Consider the following 19,498-nt stretch of genomic DNA (forward strand, 5'->3'; position numbering starts at 1 on the left):
CACGCCCCTCAGCCGGGAGGCCCTAAGGTGAGGGGATGAAGCTCGTTTCTGCCCGTTTTTCCCGTCTACTTGCCGTGACGGCGCTGGCCCTGGGCACGCTGCCCGCGAGCGCCGTGACCTTCGGCGGCCTGAACGTGACCCCGCGCGGCGCTCAGAATCTCAATCTGGACACCGGCGCCACCGACATGCCCCAGGGCGGCACCGTGACCGACCCCAAGGGCGGCCTGACCATGACCGCCGCCCGCTTGCAACTCAAGCCCAACGAGTTGCTTCAGGCGCAAGGGGCGACGGTCAAGACCAAGTTCGGCGGCACCCTCACCGCCAATCAGGTGAGCTACGACCTGAAAAGTGGCGTGGTGACCGCGTCGGGCAACGTGAGCTACTCCGACGCCCGCATGAAAAACGTGCAGGCCGCGCAGGTGACCGTGTATGTCAGCAGCGGCTTCGTGGTCGCGCAGGGCGGCGTGCGGGCCAGTGCGCCCACCCTCAACGGCGCCGCGCTCGTCTTCGACCCCAACACCATGCAGGCGGTCATCAGCGGGCCGTATGCCCTGAGCACCCGCCTGGGCCAGAGCCGTGGGCAGGCCGGCGACCGACTGCTGCTCACCTTCGCCGGCAACACGCTGACGAACGCGACAGGCAAGCCCACGCCGAACGACCTGACGCGCTTTAGCCCCTATCTGAAGTAAGACTGCAATTGAATCCCCCGGTTACGGGATTCAATCCGAACGGAGTGAGAAGCAGCCCAGACGGTTTTCGGGAATTGGACGAAATCCATCTCAACCCCCGATGACACACCGCCCGCGCCCGCGAATGAGCCAGCGCGGGCGGTGTGATTGTTGTCATCCCCCCGCCGCTACACTCCGGGCCAATGATCGACCTGCTGCGAGTGCTGCTGCCCCGCGCCTGCCCCGGCTGCGGCGCCCAGCTGGGCCGCGCCGCCGGGCTGTGTGACCGCTGCCGCGCGGAGCTTCGACCCCGGGTGGAGCGGCACTCGCCCCTCTCGGCGCAGGCCACGCCGCATCTGGTCACGCTGGGGCGGTACCAGGGCGTCCCCCGCCGGGCGGTACGGGCGCTGAAATACGGCGGGGCGCGGGACGTGGCCGGGCCGCTGGGGCGGGCGCTCGCAGCGGGGGTTCCGGCGAGCTGGCAAATAGCCGCTGTGGTGCCGGTGCCGCTGCATCCTTCGCGCCAGCGTGAGCGCGGGTACAACCAGGCCGAGTTGCTGGCGCAGGCGATGGCCGCTGAGCTGGGGGTGCCTTGCCTGCCGCTCCTCACCCGCACCCGCGCCACCGCTCAGCAGGCCAAGTTGCACGCCAGCGAGCGCAGCAGCAATCTGGCGGGGGCTTTCGCGGTGCGCGGCGCCGTGCCGCCAGGCACCCTCCTCATTCTGGACGATGTGCTGACGACCGGCAGCACGCTCCTGGCCTGCCGGGACGCCCTGCACGCGGCGGGCGTGACCGACCTGAAATACGCGGCGGTAGCGCGCTAAGTCTGCCTGTTCAGGGCAGCTTTTCGCCTGCTTCCACCGCCACCGGCAGCACATTGCCAGCAGGCGGCAGCGGGCAGGTCCAGCCGTCGCCGTAAGCGCAGTAGGGGTGGTAGGCGAGGTTGAAATCGAGTTCGACCCAGGTTTCGCCATCATCGCGGCGCAGTGGCGCATCAATGTAGCGGCCCGCACCGTAAGTCGCCTGCCCACTGGTCGCGTCTCGGAAGGGGATGAAAGCCCGCGCCGGCTGGTCTTCGCCGAGCGGTGCAAACACGGTCAAGCGTTGCTCGCCCCCTGGCAGCGGGACTGCGACCTCGCCCAGCCGGGCCATAGAACGCGGGGTGCCCGTATTGGTATCGAGCAGAAACTCGGCGGCAGCAGCGTCACCCTGAGTGTCCTCCAGCGGCAGCACGAAGCGCCAGGCCGGGTCGGGAGGATAGTAGCTCAGCCCCTGGAAATCAGCCAGAGCATCCAGCGCGATGGGCCCGCGTCCGGCAGCGAAATGCTCGTCCTTGCGGCGGCGAAAATCGGCCAGGGCGTCGGCGTAGGCCGCGTCGGTCACCAGTCCACCTTCAGGCGGTGCCCGGCGTACTCCACCACGTCGCCCCGGCGCAGTTTCTTGCGGCGGCGGGTCTCGATTTCGCCGTTGACGCGCACTTCGCCGCCCTGCACGCGGAATTTAGCTTCGCCGCCGGTTTCGACGACGCCCTGAAGTTTCAAAAAGTCCTGCAAGTCGATGGTCTGCTGCGCGGCCTCACCCTGGGGAAAAGATCCTGTCATGGCGGCATGATGGCAGATGGGCCGCTGTGGGGGGCGTGATACGGGCTGCGCTCCATTCCAGCACAGTCGGAAAAGCGCCGCCTGGGCTTCCATACCACGCAACCCGTCTCTTTTCTTATTCACTCTGTTCGGATGGAACCCAAAACAACAGGACTTAATCGGAATTCGTCTGAGTGCAGGCTTCCTCACTTTTTGCGCCTAGAATGCCCGCCATGACCGACCCCCTGAGCGGCTGGCAACCGGCCCCCGCAGGTTTTAAACATGTCGTGAGCGTGAGCCTGGGGAACTCCAAGCGCAACGCCCGCGAGGAAATCAACGTGCTGGGCCAGCCTTTCATCCTCGAACGCCTCGGCACAGACGGCGACAGTGCGCTCGCCGCGCGGCTGTTTCGTGAGCTCGACGGACGGGTGGACGCCTTCGGGCTCGGCGGCGCCGACCTGTACGTGATCGCGGGGAGACGGCGCTACACCTTCGGCAACGTCCGCAAGCTGGTGGCGAACGCCAAACTCACGCCGGTGCTCGACGGCTCGGGGCTGAAAAATACCCTGGAACGCGAGGCGGTGGCGCAGCTCGACCCGCTGCTGAACTGGCGCACCCAGCGCGTGCTGATGGTGAGTGCGGTGGACCGTTTCGGCATGGCCGAGGCCCTCGCCGAACACGGCGCCGACGTGGTGTACGGCGACCTGATTTTCGGCCTGAACGTGGACCGGCCTATCCGCAACATCGGCACGTTGCGCCGGGTCGCGCGGCTGGCGCTGCCCGTCATCACCACGCTGCCGCAGGACTGGTTTTACCCGACCGGCGAGAAGCAGGAGCAGAGCGTGGAAGGCAAGGGCACGCGCTACTACAGCTGGGCCGACGTGCTGGCGGGCGACACCCACTACGTCAAGCGCTACGCCCCGCGCGACCTGCGCGGCAAGACCGTGCTGACCCAGACCATCACCGAGGCTGACCGCACCTGGATGCAGGAACACGGCGTCGCCCGCCTGATCACGACCACCCCGCGCATGGGCAAACGCAACTTCGCCACCAACGTGCTGGAGGCCTTTTTCGTCGCCCTGAGCGGCAAGCGCGAGGCGCTGAGCGAGCAGGAGTATCTGGACTACATACGGCAGGTGGGGTTCAAACCGGAAATCAACGAGCTTTGACGCAAAGGGAGAGGGGGAGCAGTCGAGTTGGTCCCTCCCCCTTTCTCCGCCCATCTCTACGGCGCTTGCCCCAGCACGTCGTCCGCCTCGGTCGCTTCGAGCAGGGCTTCGAGGTGCGCCTCGTCGTTGAAGCCGAGCAGGGTGCCGCTGTGTTCGCCGAGCAGCACGCGGGTAATCGACGTGTTGGTGACACTCAGGCGCGACCAGGCGTGGCCGGGAACGCCACCGAGCGCGAGTCCCACTGCCACCCGTACCACGCCGCCGTGGGTAAAGACCAGCACCCGCCCCCCGGGATGCGCGGCCCGCAGCGCGTGAAAGGCCTCGCCGCAGCGCCCGAAAAGGTCGGCCATGCTCTCGCCGCCCGGGCGCTGGGTCGTCCAGGGGTCGGCCTGCAGCGCCGCGAGGTAGTCGGGATAGCGCTCGCGGATCTCAGTGACGACCAGCCCGGTCAGCTCGCCCACGTCGATTTCGCGCAGTTCGGGGCTCAGTTGCACCGGCGGCGCCCCGGCAAGGCGCTCGGCCACCGCCCCGGCGGTCTGGCGGGCGCGGGTCAGGTCGCTGGAGTACACCGCGTCGAAGACCTGCCCGGTCAGGCGCTCGGCGAGGCAGGCTGCCTGCAACAGGCCGACGGCGGACAGCGGCACGTCCGTCTGGCCCTGGTAGCGCCCCCCGGCGTTCCAGGTGCTCTCGCCGTGGCGCACGACCCAGAACTCGGTGGCGGTCGCGCGGTCGGGGGCCGAAAAACCGGTGGGAGCAAGGCGCTTGATCAAGAGGCGCCGCCCCCGCTGAAGGTGACGCCCTGCCCGGCGACCATTTCCCCGATGACCCAGGGCTGCTCACCCGCCGCCCGCAGGGTCTGCATGGCCTGCTCCCGCTGCGCAGCGGGCACAATGAACAAGAAGCCCACGCCCATGTTCAGCGCCCGGAAGGCTTCCTGCCGCTCCACGCCCGCCTCGCGCACGATGAGTTCGAAGAGGGGCGGCACCGCCCAGCTCGCGGTGTCCACCTGCATCCCGATGCCCTGCGGAAACACGCGCGGGGGGTTGTCCACCAGCCCGCCCCCGGTGATGTGGGCCATGCCGCGCACGTCCACACCGGCCTTTTCCAGCGCGTCGTAGGCGGGAAGGTAGGAGCGGTGCGGAACCGGCAGCACGGCGGCGAGGGTCTGCCCGCCCAGATCGCTGCGGGCCTCGTTCCAGTCGAGGGCGTCGAGCGCCATGCGGGCGAGCGAGAAGCCGTTGGTGTGCAGGCCGCTGCTCGGGAGGGCAATCACGGCGTCACCGACCTCGATGCGCCCCCCGTCAATGAGGTTGGGCCGGTCCACCACGCCGACAATCGTGCCTACGATGTCGAGTTCGCCGTCCACGTACACGCCGGGCATCTCTGCGGTTTCGCCGCCGAGCAGCGCCACGCCGAGCGCCTCGCACGCCTGCGCCGCGCCGCTCACGACCTCGGCCACCGCCTCGGGGCGCAGCTTGCCCATCGCCACGTAATCGAGAAAAAACAGGGGCCGGGCGCCCTGCACCAGAATGTCGTTCACACAGTGGTTCACGATGTCGTGTCCGAGCCCGCCGAACTGCCCGACCTTGACCGCTACCTTGGTCTTGGTGCCCACGCCGTCGGTGCTGGCGACGAGCACAGGGTCCGCCATGTCGCCGAAAGCGGCACGGAACAGCCCACCGAAACCGCCGAGGCCACCGAGCACGTTGGCGGTGTGGGTGCGGGCCACCGCTCCTTTCATCAGGTCCACGGCGCGGTGCCCGGCGTCGATACTGACCCCGGCCCGTTCGTAGGCAGAAGCGGGGGAAGCGCCCAAATCTTTGTCCATCATCTCGCAGCGAAGTGTAGCGGAGAAGTGGCCCCCGGCAGGTCCCCGCGCCCACTACACTCCCCCTATGCGTCCCGAACTGCTCGCCCGCGTGCTCTCGCTGCTGCCCGAAACCAGCGCCACGCCCGAACTCGCCCGCTTCTACGCGCTGCTGCGCGACTACCCGCAGCGCGGCGGCAAGGGCATCCGCTCGGAGCTGCTGCTCGCCAGCGCCCGCGCCCACGGCCTGAGCGAGTCGGACACCGGGTGGGAGAGCGCCCTGTGGCTCGCCGCCGCGCTGGAACTGTTTCAGAACTGGGTGCTGGTCCACGACGACATCGAGGACGACTCCGAGGAGCGCCGGGGCCGGCCCGCGCTGCACCACCTGTGCGGGATGCCGGTGGCGCTCAACGTGGGCGACGCGCTGCACGCCTATATGTGGGCGGCGGTGGGCAAAGCGAACGTGCCCGGCGCTTTCGAGGAATTCTTGCAGATGGTTTACCGCACCGCCGAGGGGCAGCACCTCGACCTCGCCTGGGTGGAGGGCCGCGAGTGGGGGCTGCGGCCCGCCGACTACCTGCAAATGGTGGGCCTGAAAACCGCGCACTACACGGTGATCGTGCCGCTGCGGCTGGGGGCATTGGCGGCAGGCATGGCGCCGCAGGACGCTTTTACCCCGGCGGGACTGGCACTCGGCACCGCCTTCCAGATTCGGGACGACGTGCTCAACCTCGCGGGCGACCCGGTGAAATATGGCAAGGAAATCGGCGGCGACTTGCTCGAAGGCAAGCGCACCCTGATCGTGCTGGACTGGCTGACCACCGCACCCGACGACCGGAAGGCGATTTTTCTCGACCAGATGCGCCGGCACCGCGCCGACAAGGACCCCGCCGTCATTGACGAGATTCACCGCTGGCTGCTGGAAAGCGGCAGCGTGGAAGCCGCGCAGGACTACGCGCAGGCGCAGGCTGCCGAGGGGCTGGACCTGCTGGAAAAAGCGTTGGCAGACGCCCCGGACGCGCAGGCCGCCGCCGCACTGCTCGCCAGCGTACGCGAACTGGCGACGCGGGAGAAGTGAGCGGCGTCCTCCGCCCGCGCCAGGACAGTGACCTCCCGGCTCTGGTCGCCCTGCGCGAAGTCCACGCTGCCGACGCCTATCCGTCCGCCTGGCCGGACGACCCCCTTCCCTTTCTGACTCCGCCGGACGTGGGTGCCTGGGTGGCCCTCAGCGGCGGGGAGGTGGCTGGGCAAGTGGTTTTGCGCCGCCCTGCTGAGCCACTCCCCGAATGGCTGCGGACGGTGGGCCGACCTGCCGCCGAACTGGCCGTCGTGTCCCGGCTGTTCGTGCGGCCAGCGGCACGGGGGCGGGGGCTGGCCGAGGCACTGTTTCAAGCAGCCTGGTCAGCAGCGCGGGCGCAGGGCTGGCGGGCAGTGCTCGACGTGCATCAGCGGAACCTCGCCGCTGTGCGCCTGTACGAGCGCCAGGGCTGGCAGCGAGTAGCGACAGTAGACGGGGACTGGTTGGAGCCGGACGGCACGACGCCACAGGTCCACGTTTATCTGTCGCCGGAGGAGGCTCAGCTTTAGAGCATTTGACGTAATAAGGACCCCTCACCCCTGCCTTTGGCAGGCCCTCTCCCCTGGGTAGAGGGTCAAACAGCTCAAGGCCATTCATTTGTCAAATGCTCTAGCCCACGATGTCCAGCGCCCGGTCCGCGAACTGCGCGAAGCAGTCGTGCAACTCCTTGAGGGCGCCCCCCCGCCGCTCCGTCCACTCGGCGGAGTAGAGCGCCACGTTGATTTCCAGGCCGAAGGCGGGAATGCCCGTGCGGGCCTGATGCGCGGCGCTGAGGGTGTCGGTGGTCCAGGGGTCGCCCACCGCCACGCGGGTGTATCTGCCAGTCAGCGCAGGCGCGAACGCCTCGGCGCAGGCGGCTTGCAGCGCGTCCCAGTGCTGGTGGGGCACGGTGGGGTGTTGCTCGGTGCCCAGCATCAGCGTAAGCGCGGGGCGCGGCTCTCCCCGGTCAGGCCCGAGCGCCGGGCCGAACTCGGCCATCGAGTGCCCGACGATCATCAAGCGGGCGCCCTCCAGCTCGCGGGTCACCTGAGCGTCAAAGCTGTCCCAGAGGCGCCGCAGCCGGGCTTCGCGGGCCGGGGGCGTCAGGGCAAAGCCCGCCGGGTAGAGCGGCTGGCGGTCGAAGGTCATCTGCTTGAGCACGCCGTTGTCCTCGCTGTCATCGCGCCCCCGGTTGAGGTCCACGGCGAAGCGGCTCCACGGCGCTTGCAGAAAACGGGCGCCCGGCACCGCGTAGATCAGGTCGGTGTAAGGGTCGCCCTCGAAAAAGACGCGGCGCAAAAAAGCCTCGCGCTTCTCGGTGTCAAAGGCGTCGTCGCCCAGCATGGCGAGCAGCACGTCGGCGGGGAGTTGCCCGGAAGGGTGAGGAGCGAGGATGAGCAGGTCGTCGCGGTCAGGCATGGCCCGAGGCTAGAGCATTAAACGGATTCCGACTGAGTCCTGTTGAAAACAGGATGAAATCCGACCGGAGGGAGAAGGAAGGGAACGCGTTTCGGTCGTGGAGTGGGGAACCCGGTGCCGTGCCAGGTTACCCACGAAACAAACGGAATGCGTATTCCAGCGCACAAAAAGCCCAGGCGCGGCGGCCTGAGCTTCGGGGGTTGCAGGTGCTTACCGCACCCGGCGCAGTTCCAGCGGGTAGGCCACGCCGTTGACCCGTAGCGAACCCTTGAAGACCTCGCCAGCCACCCGCCCGGTGAGCAGCGCATCGGACTTGAGGGCCACGCCGCTCACGCCGAAGCCCAGCACGCTCGCGCTGAGCCGGGCGCCGCTGCTCGCCGTGATCTGGGCGGTGAGTTCGGCGCCCTCCGCGACGGGGAGCAGCGTGCCGCTTGCCTGAAAGCGGTCGCCGCTGCTGCGGTTTTCCAGCGTCCCGGCGAGCTGGTGGCTCTGGGGGTCGGCGCTGAAGGTCAGGCGGTAGCTCTGCTCGCGCAGCAGCACCCGGCCCGTGCCCTCCCACACCTCAACTGACTGCGGCTGGAGCTGCGGGGCGCAGGCGCTCAGCGAGAGCAGAGCGAGCCCTAATCCAGACCCGGCCCAGAGCGCTTTCACTCTTCACTGCTCGCCGTTGTGCAGGCCCTGACGCTTGAGGGCGGCCACCAGTCCGGGTTCGCGGACTTCCATGCCGCCGCCCTGGCCGAAGTACATCTTGAGCAGCCGCGCCCAGTCGCCGGGCTTGCCGGGGCGCTCGGCGATGGGGTTCATGAGTTCGGTGGCGGCGCGCAGTTCCTCGGGGGTGCCGTCGCGGTAGGTGCCGGTGTGGACGACGAGTTCTCGCGGCAGGCGCGGGCGCAGCGGGGCGTCCTCGGCGGGGCGGCCCACAGTGATGGCGGCGAAGGGCAGCACACCTTCGGGGAGGCCGAGCAGCGTGATCAGGGCGTCCATGTTGTTCACCACGCCGCCGATCCAGCAGCCCTGATAGCCGAGCATTTCGGCGGCGGTCAGCAGGTTCTGACCGGACATCACGATGTCCCCGATGCCGAAGTGCACGGCGATGGCAGGCCAACTGCCCGACTCATAGCCCGCCGCCTCCAGAATCTTGCCCACCCGGCGGGTGTCGGAGCAGGCGATAAACGCCTCGGACGCGATGTTGATGTGGGGGTTGCCGGTCAGCTCGGCCACCTGCGCCCGCAGCTCAGGAGTGGTGAGGTGAATATAAGAGTAGAGCTGTGCAGTGGCGTCGGTGGGCGCCCGCTGAGCGGCGTGCAGCACCGCGTCGAGCTCGTCTGCTGTCATGCGGATGGGCGAGCCGTCGGGCTGGGTCTGGTAGAGGCGGACCGTGCGGTGGGCGTCGTAGAAGGCGCGAACTTGGTCGGGCGTTTGGGTGCCGTGCATGGGCGCCAGGATAGGTCGGGAACCGGCGGGAATGTTGGCCCAGGGCGTTTTTTGGTGGGTCAGGGTGGCACCAAAGCTGTCACCTCGCTGGGGACCAGATTCAGCCCGCCAGGAAGCGCAGGGCCCCCGCGGGCACGTCGTCGCCCGGCACCAGGGTGGGAATCAGGCGGCTGGTGCTGAGCTGCGCGGCATAGTCGACGTCGGAGCTCAGGCCGAGTCTGGCCAGGGTGGCGCCGTGTCCGCTGCTCCGCAAAGCCTCGCCCGGATCGCCCCCGCCCCGGCGCATGGTGAGGGCAATGCGGGCGCCGTCGTCTACCTGAAAGTCGCCCAGCGCGAGCAGATACTCGGCGATGACTCCGGCAGCGTACACGTCGTCGAGCCCCACCCGTCCGTCGGTTCCCGCACACACGATGGCGATTTCCTCGCTCGCCACCGCCAGGGCGTGCCGGGCCACCGCGTGGGCGTTGACCAGCGCGGCAAGCACCACGTGTCGGGCCGTTTGCGCGGCGCGGTGAGCGGCAATGGTCCCGTTGGTGGTCGTCATGACCACGCGGCGCCCGGCCACTGCCCCACCACTCACTTCCACCGGACTGTTGCCGAGGTCGAAGCCGGGAATGGTCAGCCCGCCGCGTTCACCCGCGAGCAGCACGTCGGGCACCGTTTCGCGCACGGCGAGGGCCGCCTCGGTCGTGCGGGTCAGCAGCAGTTCGGCGGCGCCCTGCTCCAGCAGGGTCACGGCGGTGGTGGTCGCCCGCAGCACGTCAATGACCAGGGCCACGTCGGGGTAATGGCTGTCGGGAAGCAGGTCTACACGCAGTCTCATGGCGGGCCTCGCAGCAGGACAGAAAAAGGGCGAAGAGGGGAACGAACGCTCGGCGCTCAGGCCAGAGCGTCACGCAGCCGCTGCACGCCCGCCGCGCCGCCGTCCGCGCCGTACACTGCGCTGCCCGCGACGAGGCAAGTGGCCCCGGCCTCGGCGAGTAGTCGAGCATTGGCGGGCGTCACGCCGCCGTCCACCTGCAACTCGGCCTGCGGGTTCACCTCGTCGAGCCAGCCGCGCAGAGTGCGGACACGCTCGGTGCTCGCGGGGATGAACTTCTGACCGCCGAAACCGGGGTTCACGCTCATCACCAGCACGAGGTCCACGTCGGCGAGCAGTGGGCGCACGGCTTCCAGCGGGGTGCCGGGGTTCAGCGTCACGCCCGCCTTTTTGCCGAGTTCCTTGATCTGCTGCACGGCGCGGTGAATGTGCTGGGTGGCTTCCACATGCACAGTGATGCTGTCGGCGCCCGCCTCGGCAAAGTCGCGCAGGTAGCGCTCGGGCCGCTCGATCATCAGGTGCACGTCCATCGGCAGGTTCGAGGCCCGCCGCGCCGCCGCCAGAATCGGCAGCCCGAAGGAGATGTTGGGCACGAAGGCCCCGTCCATCACGTCCACATGCGCCCAATCGGCGCCGGCGATGGCCTGCAACTCCTCTCCCAGCCGCGAGAAATCGCACGAGAGAATGCTGGGGGCGAGCTTGACCGCACGGGCCGGCGCCGGGGAAGCAGAACTGTGACTCACGGGGTCAAGTCTAGAGCATTTGACAAAAAGATGGCACAGCTTTTGGGCGAGCAGAGCGAGAACAAAACACAGAGCAGGACGGACTTGCAAAGCTGCGAAGCAGAGAATGGAGCGGGTGGCGGTGCTTTTCCGACGCACGCGTAATTCGGAGAACTGCTCTAGCAGCCGCCCCGCTCGCCGCCAGTTTTCAGCGGGGGCCGTCGCGCCGCAGGGCACCTTCGAGCAGCAGCCCAAGCGCGAGGCGCATCTCGTCTTTGAGTGGACGCTCGGTGCCGTAAGCCGACCAGCGCAGCGCGACCATCAGGTAGGTGTCGGCAATCAGGTTGCTGATGCGTTGCAGGCTCAGGTCGGTGCGAATCTGCCCTTCCTGATGCAGCGGGCGCAACACCAGCTCGACCACCTTGCTCAGCGGCAGCGCCTGATACGCGGTGCGGGCACGCTCGGGGTTGGGGTTCATCACCTCGTAGGCGAGCGGCGGAAACAGGTCGCGCTCGCGGGCGTTTTCGTCGGCCAGCGTGTCCCAGATTTCGTAGAGCACCGACATGGCGGGCACGCCCTGCGCCAGCCGCTGCTCGGCGAGGTCGCGCAGCCGCTCCATGACCTCGCTGCCGTAATCGAGCAGCACCGCTTCCTTGTAGGGGTAGTAGTTGAAAAAAGTGCCGCGCGAGACGTTGCTCGCCCGCGCGATGTCGGTGGCGGTGGTGCCCTGAAACCCCCCCTGTTTGAAGAGGTCGATCGCCACGTTATAGATGCGGGCGCGGCGGCGTTCTTTCTGCCGCTCCCGAAGTGAGGAAGAGTCCATGGTTGGCGTCATCCTACGTCAAGCAGGTACAAAATTGAACCGGGAACAGAAAGTAGTCTGGATTTGGTTTGGACAGGTGTACTCGCCGCCCGATCAGTCCACGGCTCGCAAGAACTTCACCGCCGCTTCCTCCACCGCCGCCCGCGCCTCGCGGTGGGGGGTGTGACCGCAGTTTGGCAGCACCAGCGCCCGCGCCGGCCCCGACGCGCCGTCCACCATGCCGCGCACCTGCGCCAGCGTGCCGAATTCGTCGTCCTCGCCCTGAATGACGAGCAGCGGGCACTGGATACCGGGCAGCCGGGCTTCTACCGACCAGTCACGGAACCAGGGCGCCGTCCAGGTGTCGGTCCAGGCGTGGTAGAGGGCGTCCACCTTGTCGCCGTGGTACTTGACCAGCCGCGCGGCGATGTCGGTGCTGGCGTAGGCGCTGGTGGCCTGCTCGACCCCGGCAATCGTCACCGGCTCGTTGAAGATGTGGGCGCCTTCCACGATGACCCCGGTCACCCGCTCCGGCAGCGCGGCGGCGGCGAGCAGGGCAATCGAGCCGCCGTCGCTGTGGCCAAAGAGGGCCGCCCCCTCTACGCCGCAGGCGTCCAGCACCGCCGGCAGCACTTCGCCCGCCTCGTGCAGCAGATAATCGCGCTCGCGCGGGCGGTCGAAGGGACCGGACCCCCCATGCCCCAGGCGGTCGTAGAGCAGGGCGTCGCGCCCGGTCAGCTCGGCGAGCCGCGCCGGAAAGTCGCGCCAGGTGGCGGTGCAGCCCAGCGAATCGTGCAAGAAGACCAGCGGCGCTCGCCGGTCGGCCTGACCCTGCACGGACGGCTCATGGGAGGACAGCTCATGGCGCAGCCAGCGCACGGCCAGCGAGCGGCCCCCGAGGTCGAGCACCTCGTCGGTGATGTGAAGCATGGCGGCAGCATAGGGCACACCGCGCCCAACGCCACAGGCCCGGCGAGACGCTGAGAGCAGCGCGGGGCCGGGCCTGTTCAGGTGTTTGGAAGGTTCAGGGCAGCGTGTACTGGCGGCTGAACAGCTTGAGGTCGGCGTCGTCCACCCGGCGGTCGCCGTTGAGGTCGCCGGGCAGGGCGCCGGTCTTGCCGAAGTTTTCCATCAGGACGGCGAGGTCGGCGAGGTCCACCACCCCGTCGTTGTTGAGGTCGGCGCCACTGAAACGGGCGGCAGCGCCAGSRGGCGTCCAGGCCTTGAGCCCCAGCTCGCGCTGCAACTCGGCGCGGACAGCCTCGGTCAGCGGAAGGGGCCCTGGGGGTTGAACTCGATGCGGCGCTCGCTGCCCACCGTGACCACGCGGGCGGCCACGTCGGGGTTGAAGGGCGCGGCGCTCACGCCCACGCCGCCCACGGTCAGGGTGGYSCCGCTGGCGGTGTCGAGGGTCACGGGCAGGTCTTTGGTGGACAGCTCGGCGAGGGCCGCCTGCACCGCGCGGGTCAGCACTTCGCCCTGGGGACGCAGTTTGACGCTCACGGCGTCCGCCCCTCCGAGCAGTGCGGGCAGCAGGGCGGCGAGCAACAGGGTTTTTCGCATGGCAGTTCCTTTCAAGCGGCGACTCATTGAGCTCCCCGCGCCTTGCGGATGGCGTCACGCAGCGCGGCGGGGTCGGTGATGGGGCTCTCCGGGCCGCCCGCCGTCACCTTGCCGCCCTGCACCGGGTACCAGCCCTGCGAAAAGCCCACCAGCGGACTGTCGAGGCGCCGGGCATAGAGCAAGGCGATAACTTCCTGCTTGGGCGTCAGCGCGGGCAGGTCCTGCGTGCCCTGCAACACGAACAGCGCGGGTTTGCCCTCGAACTGCGGCAACGTCGCCGGGTCGCCGGCAATCACTTCGGCCACGTCGAGCGGATAGACCTGATAGGTCACGTCGCCTTCCTTGACGGTCTTGAGGGCGCCGAGGGTGGCCCGCACGATGACCTCGGCCCTCTGCGCCTGCTGCGTGAGGGTCAGCGGCGGCGCGGTGGTCGCCTGCGCGGGCGTGAGGCTCAGGACGCCAGCCGCGAGCAGCGGCGTCAGCCAGCGCCGACTCACGCGCCCCCCGTGCCGCTGGGCGGCGTGGGTTGAGGAGCTGGAGCCGGCTGGGGAGCGGGTGCGGGCGCGGGCTGGTTCGCTGGAGGCGTTGGGGTGGGAACTGGGGGCGTGTTGGCTGGGGGCGTGGTCACTGGAGGCAGCGTGGGCGGCAGCGACGGCGTGGGCAAAGCGGGCGAAGGCAGCGGGCCGCCCTCCACCGTGTCGGCGGGGGTAACGGTCTTGGGGTCCACAGTTTTGGGGTCGGTGGCCTTCTGGTCAGTCGCCTTCTGGTCGGCGGCTTTCGGGTCAACCTTCGGGTCGCCCGGCTGCTCAGCGGGCTTGACCGGTTCGCTGCCGGGGCGCTTCTTGTCCACCAGCATCTTGCCGCTGCCGTCGCGGGCTTCGTAGCCCAGGGCGTCGGCCTTGAGGGTCACGGCCTTGGCGGGCTTGACGGTAATCAGGGCGATGCGGGCGTCGGGGCGCGGTACGGTGCGGAAGCCGAGGTCCACCGTCAGGACGCTGCCGCGCTGTTGCCAGAACACCACACTGCCAGCGTCGGCGGGCTGCACGCGGGTAACCTGCACATCCTTGCCGAGGTCCCAGCTCAGCCGGGCGGCGCGGACGGCGCGCGGGGCCTGAATGGTCACCGGGATACGGGTTTCGCCGCGAATCTCGCCAGGAGGCAGCGTGGGTTTGAGCGCGAGCGGCGGCAGGGCGTCCACGTTCATGGTGTATTCCTGCACGCGGGTGCTGAGGTTGGCGTCGGTGGCCTGAATGGCAAAGGAGTAGCTGCCCGCTTTGGTCGGCGTGCCGCTGAGGGCGCCGCCCGCGAACTTCAGGCCCGGCGGCAGCGTGCCCGCCGTGAGGCGGTAGCCGTAAGGCCCCACGCCCCCGGTGACGCCCACTTGCACGTTGTAGGTTTCACCCACGTAGGACACGGGCAGGCTGCTCGGCTGAAAGGTCATCACGTCGGCGCGGCTGGTGGTCGAGGTGCCCACGGTGCCGCTGCCCGCGTTGCCGGTCGAGACCGAGCCGCAGCCCGCGAGCAGGCCGATGAGCAGAGCCGCGCCGAGCAGCCGCCCGCCGGGGCCGGAAAGGAGTGGTGGCTGTGACATACGCCGCAGTCTAGCCGCCGCGCATGAAGGCTCGTGTGACTCTGGGCCAATGAAGATGAGCCGGCAAGACAAAAAAACACGCCACGCGGCGACCCGGACCACATGAGAAAAGGGTCAAGAGGGCACGGGCCTTATAAGATGGGAAGCGCATGACCCTGTACCGCGCTGGCCCCCCCGACCCCCTGAGCGAGCTGAAAGGAGGCCAATTCACCGAACTGCAACGGACGTTCGGGACGCTCCAGGCCGAGTTCGAGCGCGGCCACGTCGCGGGCAGCGAGGTGCACGCGGCGTTCGCGGCGTTTGCCCGGCCCGACCCGGCGCTCGGGGGACCGCTCGGCGAATGGGAGCGGCGCTTTCCGGTGTCCTACGCGGCAAGGACGGCGCGGGCGCAGTGGTTGCTGGCGCGGGCGGCGGCGCTGCGTGGGGACCAGCCCGCGAGCCGGCTGTCCGACCTCGACTGGCGCGGCACGCTGCAACTGCTCGGCGAGGCCGAAGCGGTGGCCCGGCTCGCCCTGCGTCTGACCGTCAATCCGGCTGACGGCGTGGTTGCTGGTGGGGCAGGCACGCAACCTCGCGGGCGGGCAACTGAGCCTGGACGACGTGCGAGCGGGGCGTTTTCCCGACTGGTACGTGCAGCCGCTGGCACACAATCCGCGCAGCCTCGCCCTGCGGCAAGTGATGCTGGGGCACCTGCGGCCCGAGTGGGGCGGCAGCGACGAGCAGATGTTCACCTTCGTGCGCGGGCAGGAGCAGGAGGAGCGGCTCGGCGCGGGCGACCGCCACCGCCTATGGGCCGACTACCACGCCTGGGCCGCGCACCACACGGTGCATTTTGCCGGCGACCTGGTGGGCGGAGTCGAGCGGGCGCGGCTGGCCGCCGACCTGTACGAGCCGCACAGTGCGGGCCTGTTCGCCGCCCTGACCCGCGCGCTCGCCCCCGACGCCGAGCGGCAGCGGGCGCTGGAGCGCTTTCTGGACGTGGCGGAACTCAACCCGGCGCTGCGTCTGCCGCCGCTGTTCGGCTGGGCGCTGTACAACAGTGACCGCTTTCTGGAACCGCTACTCCCGCGCGTGACCGAGCTGCTGCGGCGCTGGGCCATCGGGAGCGCGGCGGGGGGCGCGGGCGACGCCGAAGCCGCCGTGGTGCTGGGCCGACTGGTCATCCTCAACCGGCACTGGGCGCTGCCCGACCCGCTGCCGCTGTTGCTGCGGGCGCGCGACGAGGGCAGCCGCGAGGCCGCCGAAACCATCGTGCAGCTTCAGGAAGAGGGGCTGGGCCTGCGGGCCGCGCTGCGCGAGAGCAGCCTCAAGCGCATTGACGTGATGCACGCCGCCGAACTCGGCAGCCCCGACATGTGCTGGCGCATCTACCAGAATTTCACGCCCTACCGCGAGCAGTTCCGGCTCGAAGGCTGGCAACGCGAGCGCTACTTGCTGCGCGCCGCCGACGCCGGGCAAAACGACGCCCGCTTCGAGCTGGCGCAGGCGCTGCGGGCCGGGGCGCTCGACATCGGTGAGGACGGCACGCCGCGCCCAGCGGGGGGGCAGCCGCGCCAGCAGGGGCTCGACTACGCCCGGCACCTGCTCGAACGCGCCGCCGCCGAGGACCACCCCGGCGCCCTGCACACCCTGCGCGCGGCCCACGACGGCGACTGGGACGCCGCCACCGCCCGCCCCCTGCGCCGGGGCGCCTGAGCGCGCGCCACCCCACCCACTGACCGGGCCTGCACGCGCCTCGCCGCGCCCATTACACTGGCGCGGTGACTGCTTCTGCTCTTTCCACTGCCTCCGCTCTGCCCGCCGACCTGCACCTTCCCGCCGTGACCGACCCGCAGACGGTGGACTGGGACCGCATTCCCAGCCCTGCCTTTGTGCTCGACGAAACGCGGCTGCGGCGCAACCTGACGCTCATCAATTACGTGCAGCAGCAGTCGGGGGCGCAGATTATCGTCGCCTTCAAGGGCTTTTCGATGTGGTCCACCTTTCCGCTGCTGCGCGAATACGGCATCACCGGGGCCACCGCGAGCAGCCTGAACGAGGCGATTCTGGCGAAAGAGGAAATGCAGGGCGAGGTGCATGTGTATGCCCCGGCCTACTCAGACGAGGACTTTCCCCGGATTCTGGAACTTGCCGACCACCTGGTCTTCAACTCGTTCGCGCAGTGGGAGCGCTTCAGGCCGCAGGTGCAGGCCGCCCGCGCCGGGGGCCGTGAGCTGCACGTCGGCATCCGCATCAACCCCGAGTACGCCGAGGTGGAAACCGACCTCTACAACCCCGCTGGGCCGTTTTCGCGCCTCGGCGTGACCCGCCGCGAGTTCCGCGAGGACCTGCTGGACGGCATCGATGGCCTGCATTTCCACACCCTGTGCGAAAAGGACTCCGACACGCTGGAGCGCACGCTGGAAGTCGTGGAGCGCAACTTTGGCGAGTTTTTGCCGCGCATGAACTGGGTCAATTTCGGCGGCGGGCACCTGATGACCCGCGAAGGCTACGACATTCCGCGCCTGATTCGGGTGGTGAAGGCCTTCCGTGAAAAGCACGGCGTGCACGTCATTCTGGAGCCCGGCAGCGCCTTCGGCTGGCAGACCGGCTGGCTGGTGAGCAGCGTGCTCGACGTGGTGCACAACGTCAAGGACGCCGCGCTGCTCGACGTTTCCGTCTCGGCCCACATGCCCGACGTGCTGGAAATGCCCTACCGCCCCCGCATCCTCGGCGCAGGCGACCCACCGCTCGACGACCACCGCGAGGCGCAGGACACTGGCAGCGGTTACCCCTACATCATCGGCGGCACCACCTGCCTCGCCGGGGACGTGGTGGGCGAGTACGTCTTTCCGCACGAGCTGAAGGTCGGCAGCCGGGTGGTCTTCGACGACATGATTCACTACACCATGGTCAAGACGACCTTTTTCAACGGCGTCAAGCACCCCGACATCGGCATTCTCCACGCCGACGGCAGCTACGAGCGCGTCAAGACGTTCGGGTACGAGGAGTTCAAGGCGAAATTGAGCTGATACGGTTTCAAATAGCGCCCGGACATATCCGGGACTCAATTTGAAACCGTATCAGAACGGCCACACCAGCGGAATCACCACCATGGACACCGCGAAGGCGAGCAGCGTCAGCCCGGCACCCACCCGCACGAAGTCCATGAAGGTGTAGTGGCCGGGGCCGTAGACGAGCATGCACGACGGCTCCAGCGGGGTGATGAACGAGTTGCTCGCCGCCACCGTGATGCCGATGACGAAGGGCCGGGGGTCGTAGCCCAGCGCCTTGGCGGTGCCGATGGCGAGGGGCAGCATGACGAGCGCGGCGGCCTGGTTGCTCATCGGCTGCGTGAGAATGACCGTGACGAGGAACAGCGCCCCGAGCAGGCCGTAGGGGCCGAGCGGTTCCAGCACGCCCGAGAGCGCTCCGGTGAGGACCTTGGCCGCGCCGGTCTGCTCGAAGGCGGTGCCGAAGGCGAGCATGCAGGCGACGAGGACAATGACCGGCCATTCCACGCTCCCATAGGCTTCTTCTGGCGTAATCAGGCGTAGGATGAGGCTGAGCGCTGCCGCCACCACCACCGCCACGCCGAGCGGGACCACACCCGTCGCCCCCAGCGCCACCGCCCCGAGAAACAGCAGCAGCGCGAGGGGGGCTTTTTTCAGGTCGCTCTGCTGGTCGGTCAGGTCGCCGAGCACGGCGAAGCGGTCGCCGAGGCGCGCCACCCGGTCGGCCTGGCCCTGGATGAGCAGCACGTCGCCCACCCGGATGCGCAGCTGGCCGAGCCGCTCCACGGTGCGTTCGCGGCGGTGCAGGGCGAGCACGCTCAGGCCGTAGCGCTCGCGAAACTGCGCCTCGCGCAGCGTGCGGCCCAGCAGCGGCGAACCGGGCAGCACCACCGCTTCGACCAGCCGCACGGTGGCCCCCGGCGTGCCCCCCTCAGCGGCCAGCATCTTCTGCTCGCTGCGGCTGACCACGCCGAGGTTGGTCTTGCCCGCCAGAATCCGCTCGGTGGGGCCTTCCAGTGCCAGGGTGTCGCCCTCCTGAATGATGAAATCGGCCCCCGGCGCATACGAAGTCAGCCCTTCCCCGCCCGGCCCGGCGCGGCGCACTGCGACCACCGTCAGCCCGTGGTCGCGCCCCAGCCCCGACTCGCGCAGGCTTTGGCCGATGAGTGGACTGCCCGGCGCCACCGTGAGGTCGGCGAGGTAGGCACGCAGGGTGTCTTCCAGTTGTGCTTCACGGTCCGGCAGCAGTTTGGGGGCGACGAAAAAGAGGTAGAGCAGCCCGACGAGGGCCACCGGCACCCCTACCCAGGCGAGTTCGAAAAACCCCAGCGGCTTGAGACCCGTCGCCGGCAATGCCCCCGACACCACGAGGTTGGTGCTCGTCCCAATGACGGTGATGGTCCCGCCGAGGATGCTGGCAAAGGCGAGCGGCATCAGCGAGCGGCTGGCAGGAATCCCCGCGCGGCGCGACAGGCCCGAGACGACCGGCAAAAAAACGGCGGTGGTCGCGGTGTTGGAGGTCAGCGAGCTGACGCCCGCCACCGTTCCCAGCATCGCCCGCAGCATCGCGTTGGCATTGCGGGCGCGCCGGGCGAGCGCGTGCCCGATCCACTCGATGACCCCCGCCCGCAGCAGCACCCGCGTCAGGATGAACAGCGAAGCGAGGGTGAGCACCGTGTCACTGCCGAAGCCCGCAAAGGCTTCCTTGGGCTTCAGGAGCCCGAACAGCAGCAGCGCCGAGAGCAGCCCCAGCGCCGTGACGTCCACTGGCAGCCACTCGGTGGCGAACAGGACGAGCGCGACCACGAACAGAATAAGCAAGATGGTGACGGGGTCCATGCGGGCTCCTTGCGGGGGAAAAGAGTCAGGGCAT

General features: G+C 69.0%; 24 protein-coding genes. 7 read left to right on the top strand and 17 right to left on the bottom strand.

The window, feature by feature from the left end; all coding sequences use genetic code 11:
• Positions 1-35 precede the first annotated feature (35 nt).
• The gene (locus tag DR_RS07130; RefSeq protein ID WP_010888027.1) at positions 36-689 is read left to right on the top strand and encodes a hypothetical protein; all 654 of its coding nucleotides are present in this window, start codon (positions 36-38) and stop codon (positions 687-689) included.
• 182 nt (positions 690-871) lie between these two features.
• The gene (locus DR_RS07135) at positions 872-1,492 is read left to right on the top strand and encodes a ComF family protein (RefSeq protein WP_027480036.1); all 621 of its coding nucleotides are present in this window, start codon (positions 872-874) and stop codon (positions 1,490-1,492) included.
• A gap of 10 nt (positions 1,493-1,502) precedes the next feature.
• Here the strand turns inward: DR_RS07135 and DR_RS07140 are convergent, their stop codons facing one another.
• Together DR_RS07140 and DR_RS07145 are read right to left on the bottom strand one after the other, a co-directional pair.
• Positions 1,503-2,051 carry a DUF1684 domain-containing protein gene (locus tag DR_RS07140; RefSeq protein WP_010888029.1) on the bottom strand — a complete coding sequence of 183 codons (549 nt, stop codon included), beginning with the start codon at positions 2,049-2,051 and terminating at the stop codon, positions 1,503-1,505.
• Entirely contained in the window at positions 2,048-2,269 is a 222-nt protein-coding gene (locus tag DR_RS07145) for an RNA-binding S4 domain-containing protein (protein WP_027480037.1), read from the bottom strand. The genes DR_RS07140 and DR_RS07145 overlap by 4 nt, the downstream gene beginning before the upstream one ends.
• Positions 2,270-2,481: 212 nt before the next feature.
• Between DR_RS07145 and DR_RS07150 the strand changes: the two genes are divergently transcribed.
• Positions 2,482-3,417: a hypothetical protein gene (locus tag DR_RS07150; protein WP_027480038.1), complete on the top strand. Its 936-nt coding sequence runs from the start codon at positions 2,482-2,484 to the stop codon at positions 3,415-3,417.
• A 56-nt stretch (positions 3,418-3,473) separates the two neighbouring features.
• Here the strand turns inward: DR_RS07150 and DR_RS07155 are convergent, their stop codons facing one another.
• Both DR_RS07155 and purM read right to left on the bottom strand, forming a co-directional pair.
• Positions 3,474-4,187, bottom strand: a complete 714-nt coding sequence (locus tag DR_RS07155; RefSeq protein ID WP_010888032.1) for a histidine phosphatase family protein — start codon at positions 4,185-4,187, stop codon at positions 3,474-3,476.
• On the bottom strand, positions 4,184-5,248 hold the full coding sequence (purM, locus tag DR_RS07160; RefSeq protein ID WP_010888033.1) for a phosphoribosylformylglycinamidine cyclo-ligase: 1,065 nt from the start codon (positions 5,246-5,248) through the stop codon (positions 4,184-4,186). Before purM ends, DR_RS07155 begins: the two co-directional genes overlap by 4 nt.
• Before the next feature lie 64 nt (positions 5,249-5,312).
• On the opposite strand from purM, the gene crtE reads away from it, so the two are divergent.
• Together crtE and DR_RS07170 are read left to right on the top strand one after the other, a co-directional pair.
• The gene (gene crtE / locus DR_RS07165; RefSeq protein ID WP_010888034.1) at positions 5,313-6,302 is read left to right on the top strand and encodes a geranylgeranyl diphosphate synthase CrtE; all 990 of its coding nucleotides are present in this window, start codon (positions 5,313-5,315) and stop codon (positions 6,300-6,302) included.
• A complete protein-coding gene (locus DR_RS07170; protein ID WP_010888035.1) occupies positions 6,299-6,811 on the top strand; it encodes a GNAT family N-acetyltransferase in 513 nt (170 codons plus the stop codon). The genes crtE and DR_RS07170 overlap by 4 nt, the downstream gene beginning before the upstream one ends.
• A 100-nt stretch (positions 6,812-6,911) precedes the next feature.
• On the opposite strand, the gene DR_RS07175 is transcribed toward DR_RS07170, so the two are convergent.
• From DR_RS07175 to DR_RS07225, 12 genes are all read right to left on the bottom strand, one after another.
• Positions 6,912-7,700 carry an N-formylglutamate amidohydrolase gene (locus tag DR_RS07175; RefSeq protein ID WP_010888036.1) on the bottom strand — a complete coding sequence of 263 codons (789 nt, stop codon included), beginning with the start codon at positions 7,698-7,700 and terminating at the stop codon, positions 6,912-6,914.
• Positions 7,701-7,910: 210 nt separating this feature from the next.
• Positions 7,911-8,351 carry a hypothetical protein gene (locus DR_RS07180; protein WP_010888037.1) on the bottom strand — a complete coding sequence of 147 codons (441 nt, stop codon included), beginning with the start codon at positions 8,349-8,351 and terminating at the stop codon, positions 7,911-7,913.
• Positions 8,352-8,354: 3 nt separating this feature from the next.
• Positions 8,355-9,134: an NADPH-dependent oxidoreductase gene (locus tag DR_RS07185; protein ID WP_010888038.1), complete on the bottom strand. Its 780-nt coding sequence runs from the start codon at positions 9,132-9,134 to the stop codon at positions 8,355-8,357.
• 100 nt (positions 9,135-9,234) lie between these two features.
• Positions 9,235-9,957 (bottom strand): 2-phosphosulfolactate phosphatase, encoded by a 723-nt coding sequence (locus tag DR_RS07190; RefSeq protein ID WP_010888039.1) that lies wholly within the window; start codon positions 9,955-9,957, stop codon positions 9,235-9,237.
• Positions 9,958-10,013: 56 nt separating this feature from the next.
• Positions 10,014-10,697: a ribulose-phosphate 3-epimerase gene (gene rpe / locus DR_RS07195; protein WP_027480039.1), complete on the bottom strand. Its 684-nt coding sequence runs from the start codon at positions 10,695-10,697 to the stop codon at positions 10,014-10,016.
• Between the two features lie 187 nt (positions 10,698-10,884).
• Entirely contained in the window at positions 10,885-11,499 is a 615-nt protein-coding gene (locus tag DR_RS07200) for a TetR/AcrR family transcriptional regulator (RefSeq protein WP_027480040.1), read from the bottom strand.
• 93 nt (positions 11,500-11,592) lie between these two features.
• Complete coding sequence (locus DR_RS07205) at positions 11,593-12,408, bottom strand: alpha/beta fold hydrolase (protein WP_034350445.1); 816 nt, start codon at positions 12,406-12,408, stop codon at positions 11,593-11,595.
• A gap of 94 nt (positions 12,409-12,502) precedes the next feature.
• Positions 12,503-12,724 carry a hypothetical protein gene (locus DR_RS16760; protein ID WP_010888043.1) on the bottom strand — a complete coding sequence of 74 codons (222 nt, stop codon included), beginning with the start codon at positions 12,722-12,724 and terminating at the stop codon, positions 12,503-12,505.
• Positions 12,725-12,744: 20 nt separating this feature from the next.
• Complete coding sequence (locus tag DR_RS16765) at positions 12,745-13,041, bottom strand: hypothetical protein (RefSeq protein ID WP_234944630.1); 297 nt, start codon at positions 13,039-13,041, stop codon at positions 12,745-12,747.
• 23 nt (positions 13,042-13,064) lie between these two features.
• A complete protein-coding gene (locus tag DR_RS07215) occupies positions 13,065-13,538 on the bottom strand; it encodes a hypothetical protein (protein ID WP_010888045.1) in 474 nt (157 codons plus the stop codon).
• A complete protein-coding gene (locus tag DR_RS07220; protein ID WP_010888046.1) occupies positions 13,535-14,632 on the bottom strand; it encodes an Ig domain-containing protein in 1,098 nt (365 codons plus the stop codon). The genes DR_RS07215 and DR_RS07220 overlap by 4 nt, the downstream gene beginning before the upstream one ends.
• A gap of 131 nt (positions 14,633-14,763) precedes the next feature.
• Complete coding sequence (locus DR_RS07225; RefSeq protein ID WP_010888047.1) at positions 14,764-15,201, bottom strand: hypothetical protein; 438 nt, start codon at positions 15,199-15,201, stop codon at positions 14,764-14,766.
• Between DR_RS07225 and DR_RS07230 the strand changes: the two genes are divergently transcribed.
• Both DR_RS07230 and nspC read left to right on the top strand, forming a co-directional pair.
• Positions 15,185-16,327: a hypothetical protein gene (locus DR_RS07230; RefSeq protein ID WP_164927966.1), complete on the top strand. Its 1,143-nt coding sequence runs from the start codon at positions 15,185-15,187 to the stop codon at positions 16,325-16,327. The two genes, DR_RS07225 and DR_RS07230, sit on opposite strands and share 17 nt — an antisense overlap.
• A gap of 143 nt (positions 16,328-16,470) precedes the next feature.
• Positions 16,471-17,643 (top strand): carboxynorspermidine decarboxylase, encoded by a 1,173-nt coding sequence (gene nspC, locus DR_RS07235; protein ID WP_227086030.1) that lies wholly within the window; start codon positions 16,471-16,473, stop codon positions 17,641-17,643.
• Between the two features lie 51 nt (positions 17,644-17,694).
• On the opposite strand, the gene DR_RS07240 is transcribed toward nspC, so the two are convergent.
• Positions 17,695-19,464 (bottom strand): SLC13 family permease, encoded by a 1,770-nt coding sequence (locus DR_RS07240; protein WP_010888050.1) that lies wholly within the window; start codon positions 19,462-19,464, stop codon positions 17,695-17,697.
• Between the last annotated feature and the right edge of the window lie 34 nt (positions 19,465-19,498).

The organism is Deinococcus radiodurans R1 = ATCC 13939 = DSM 20539 (assembly GCF_000008565.1).
GTDB lineage: Bacteria > Deinococcota > Deinococci > Deinococcales > Deinococcaceae > Deinococcus > Deinococcus radiodurans.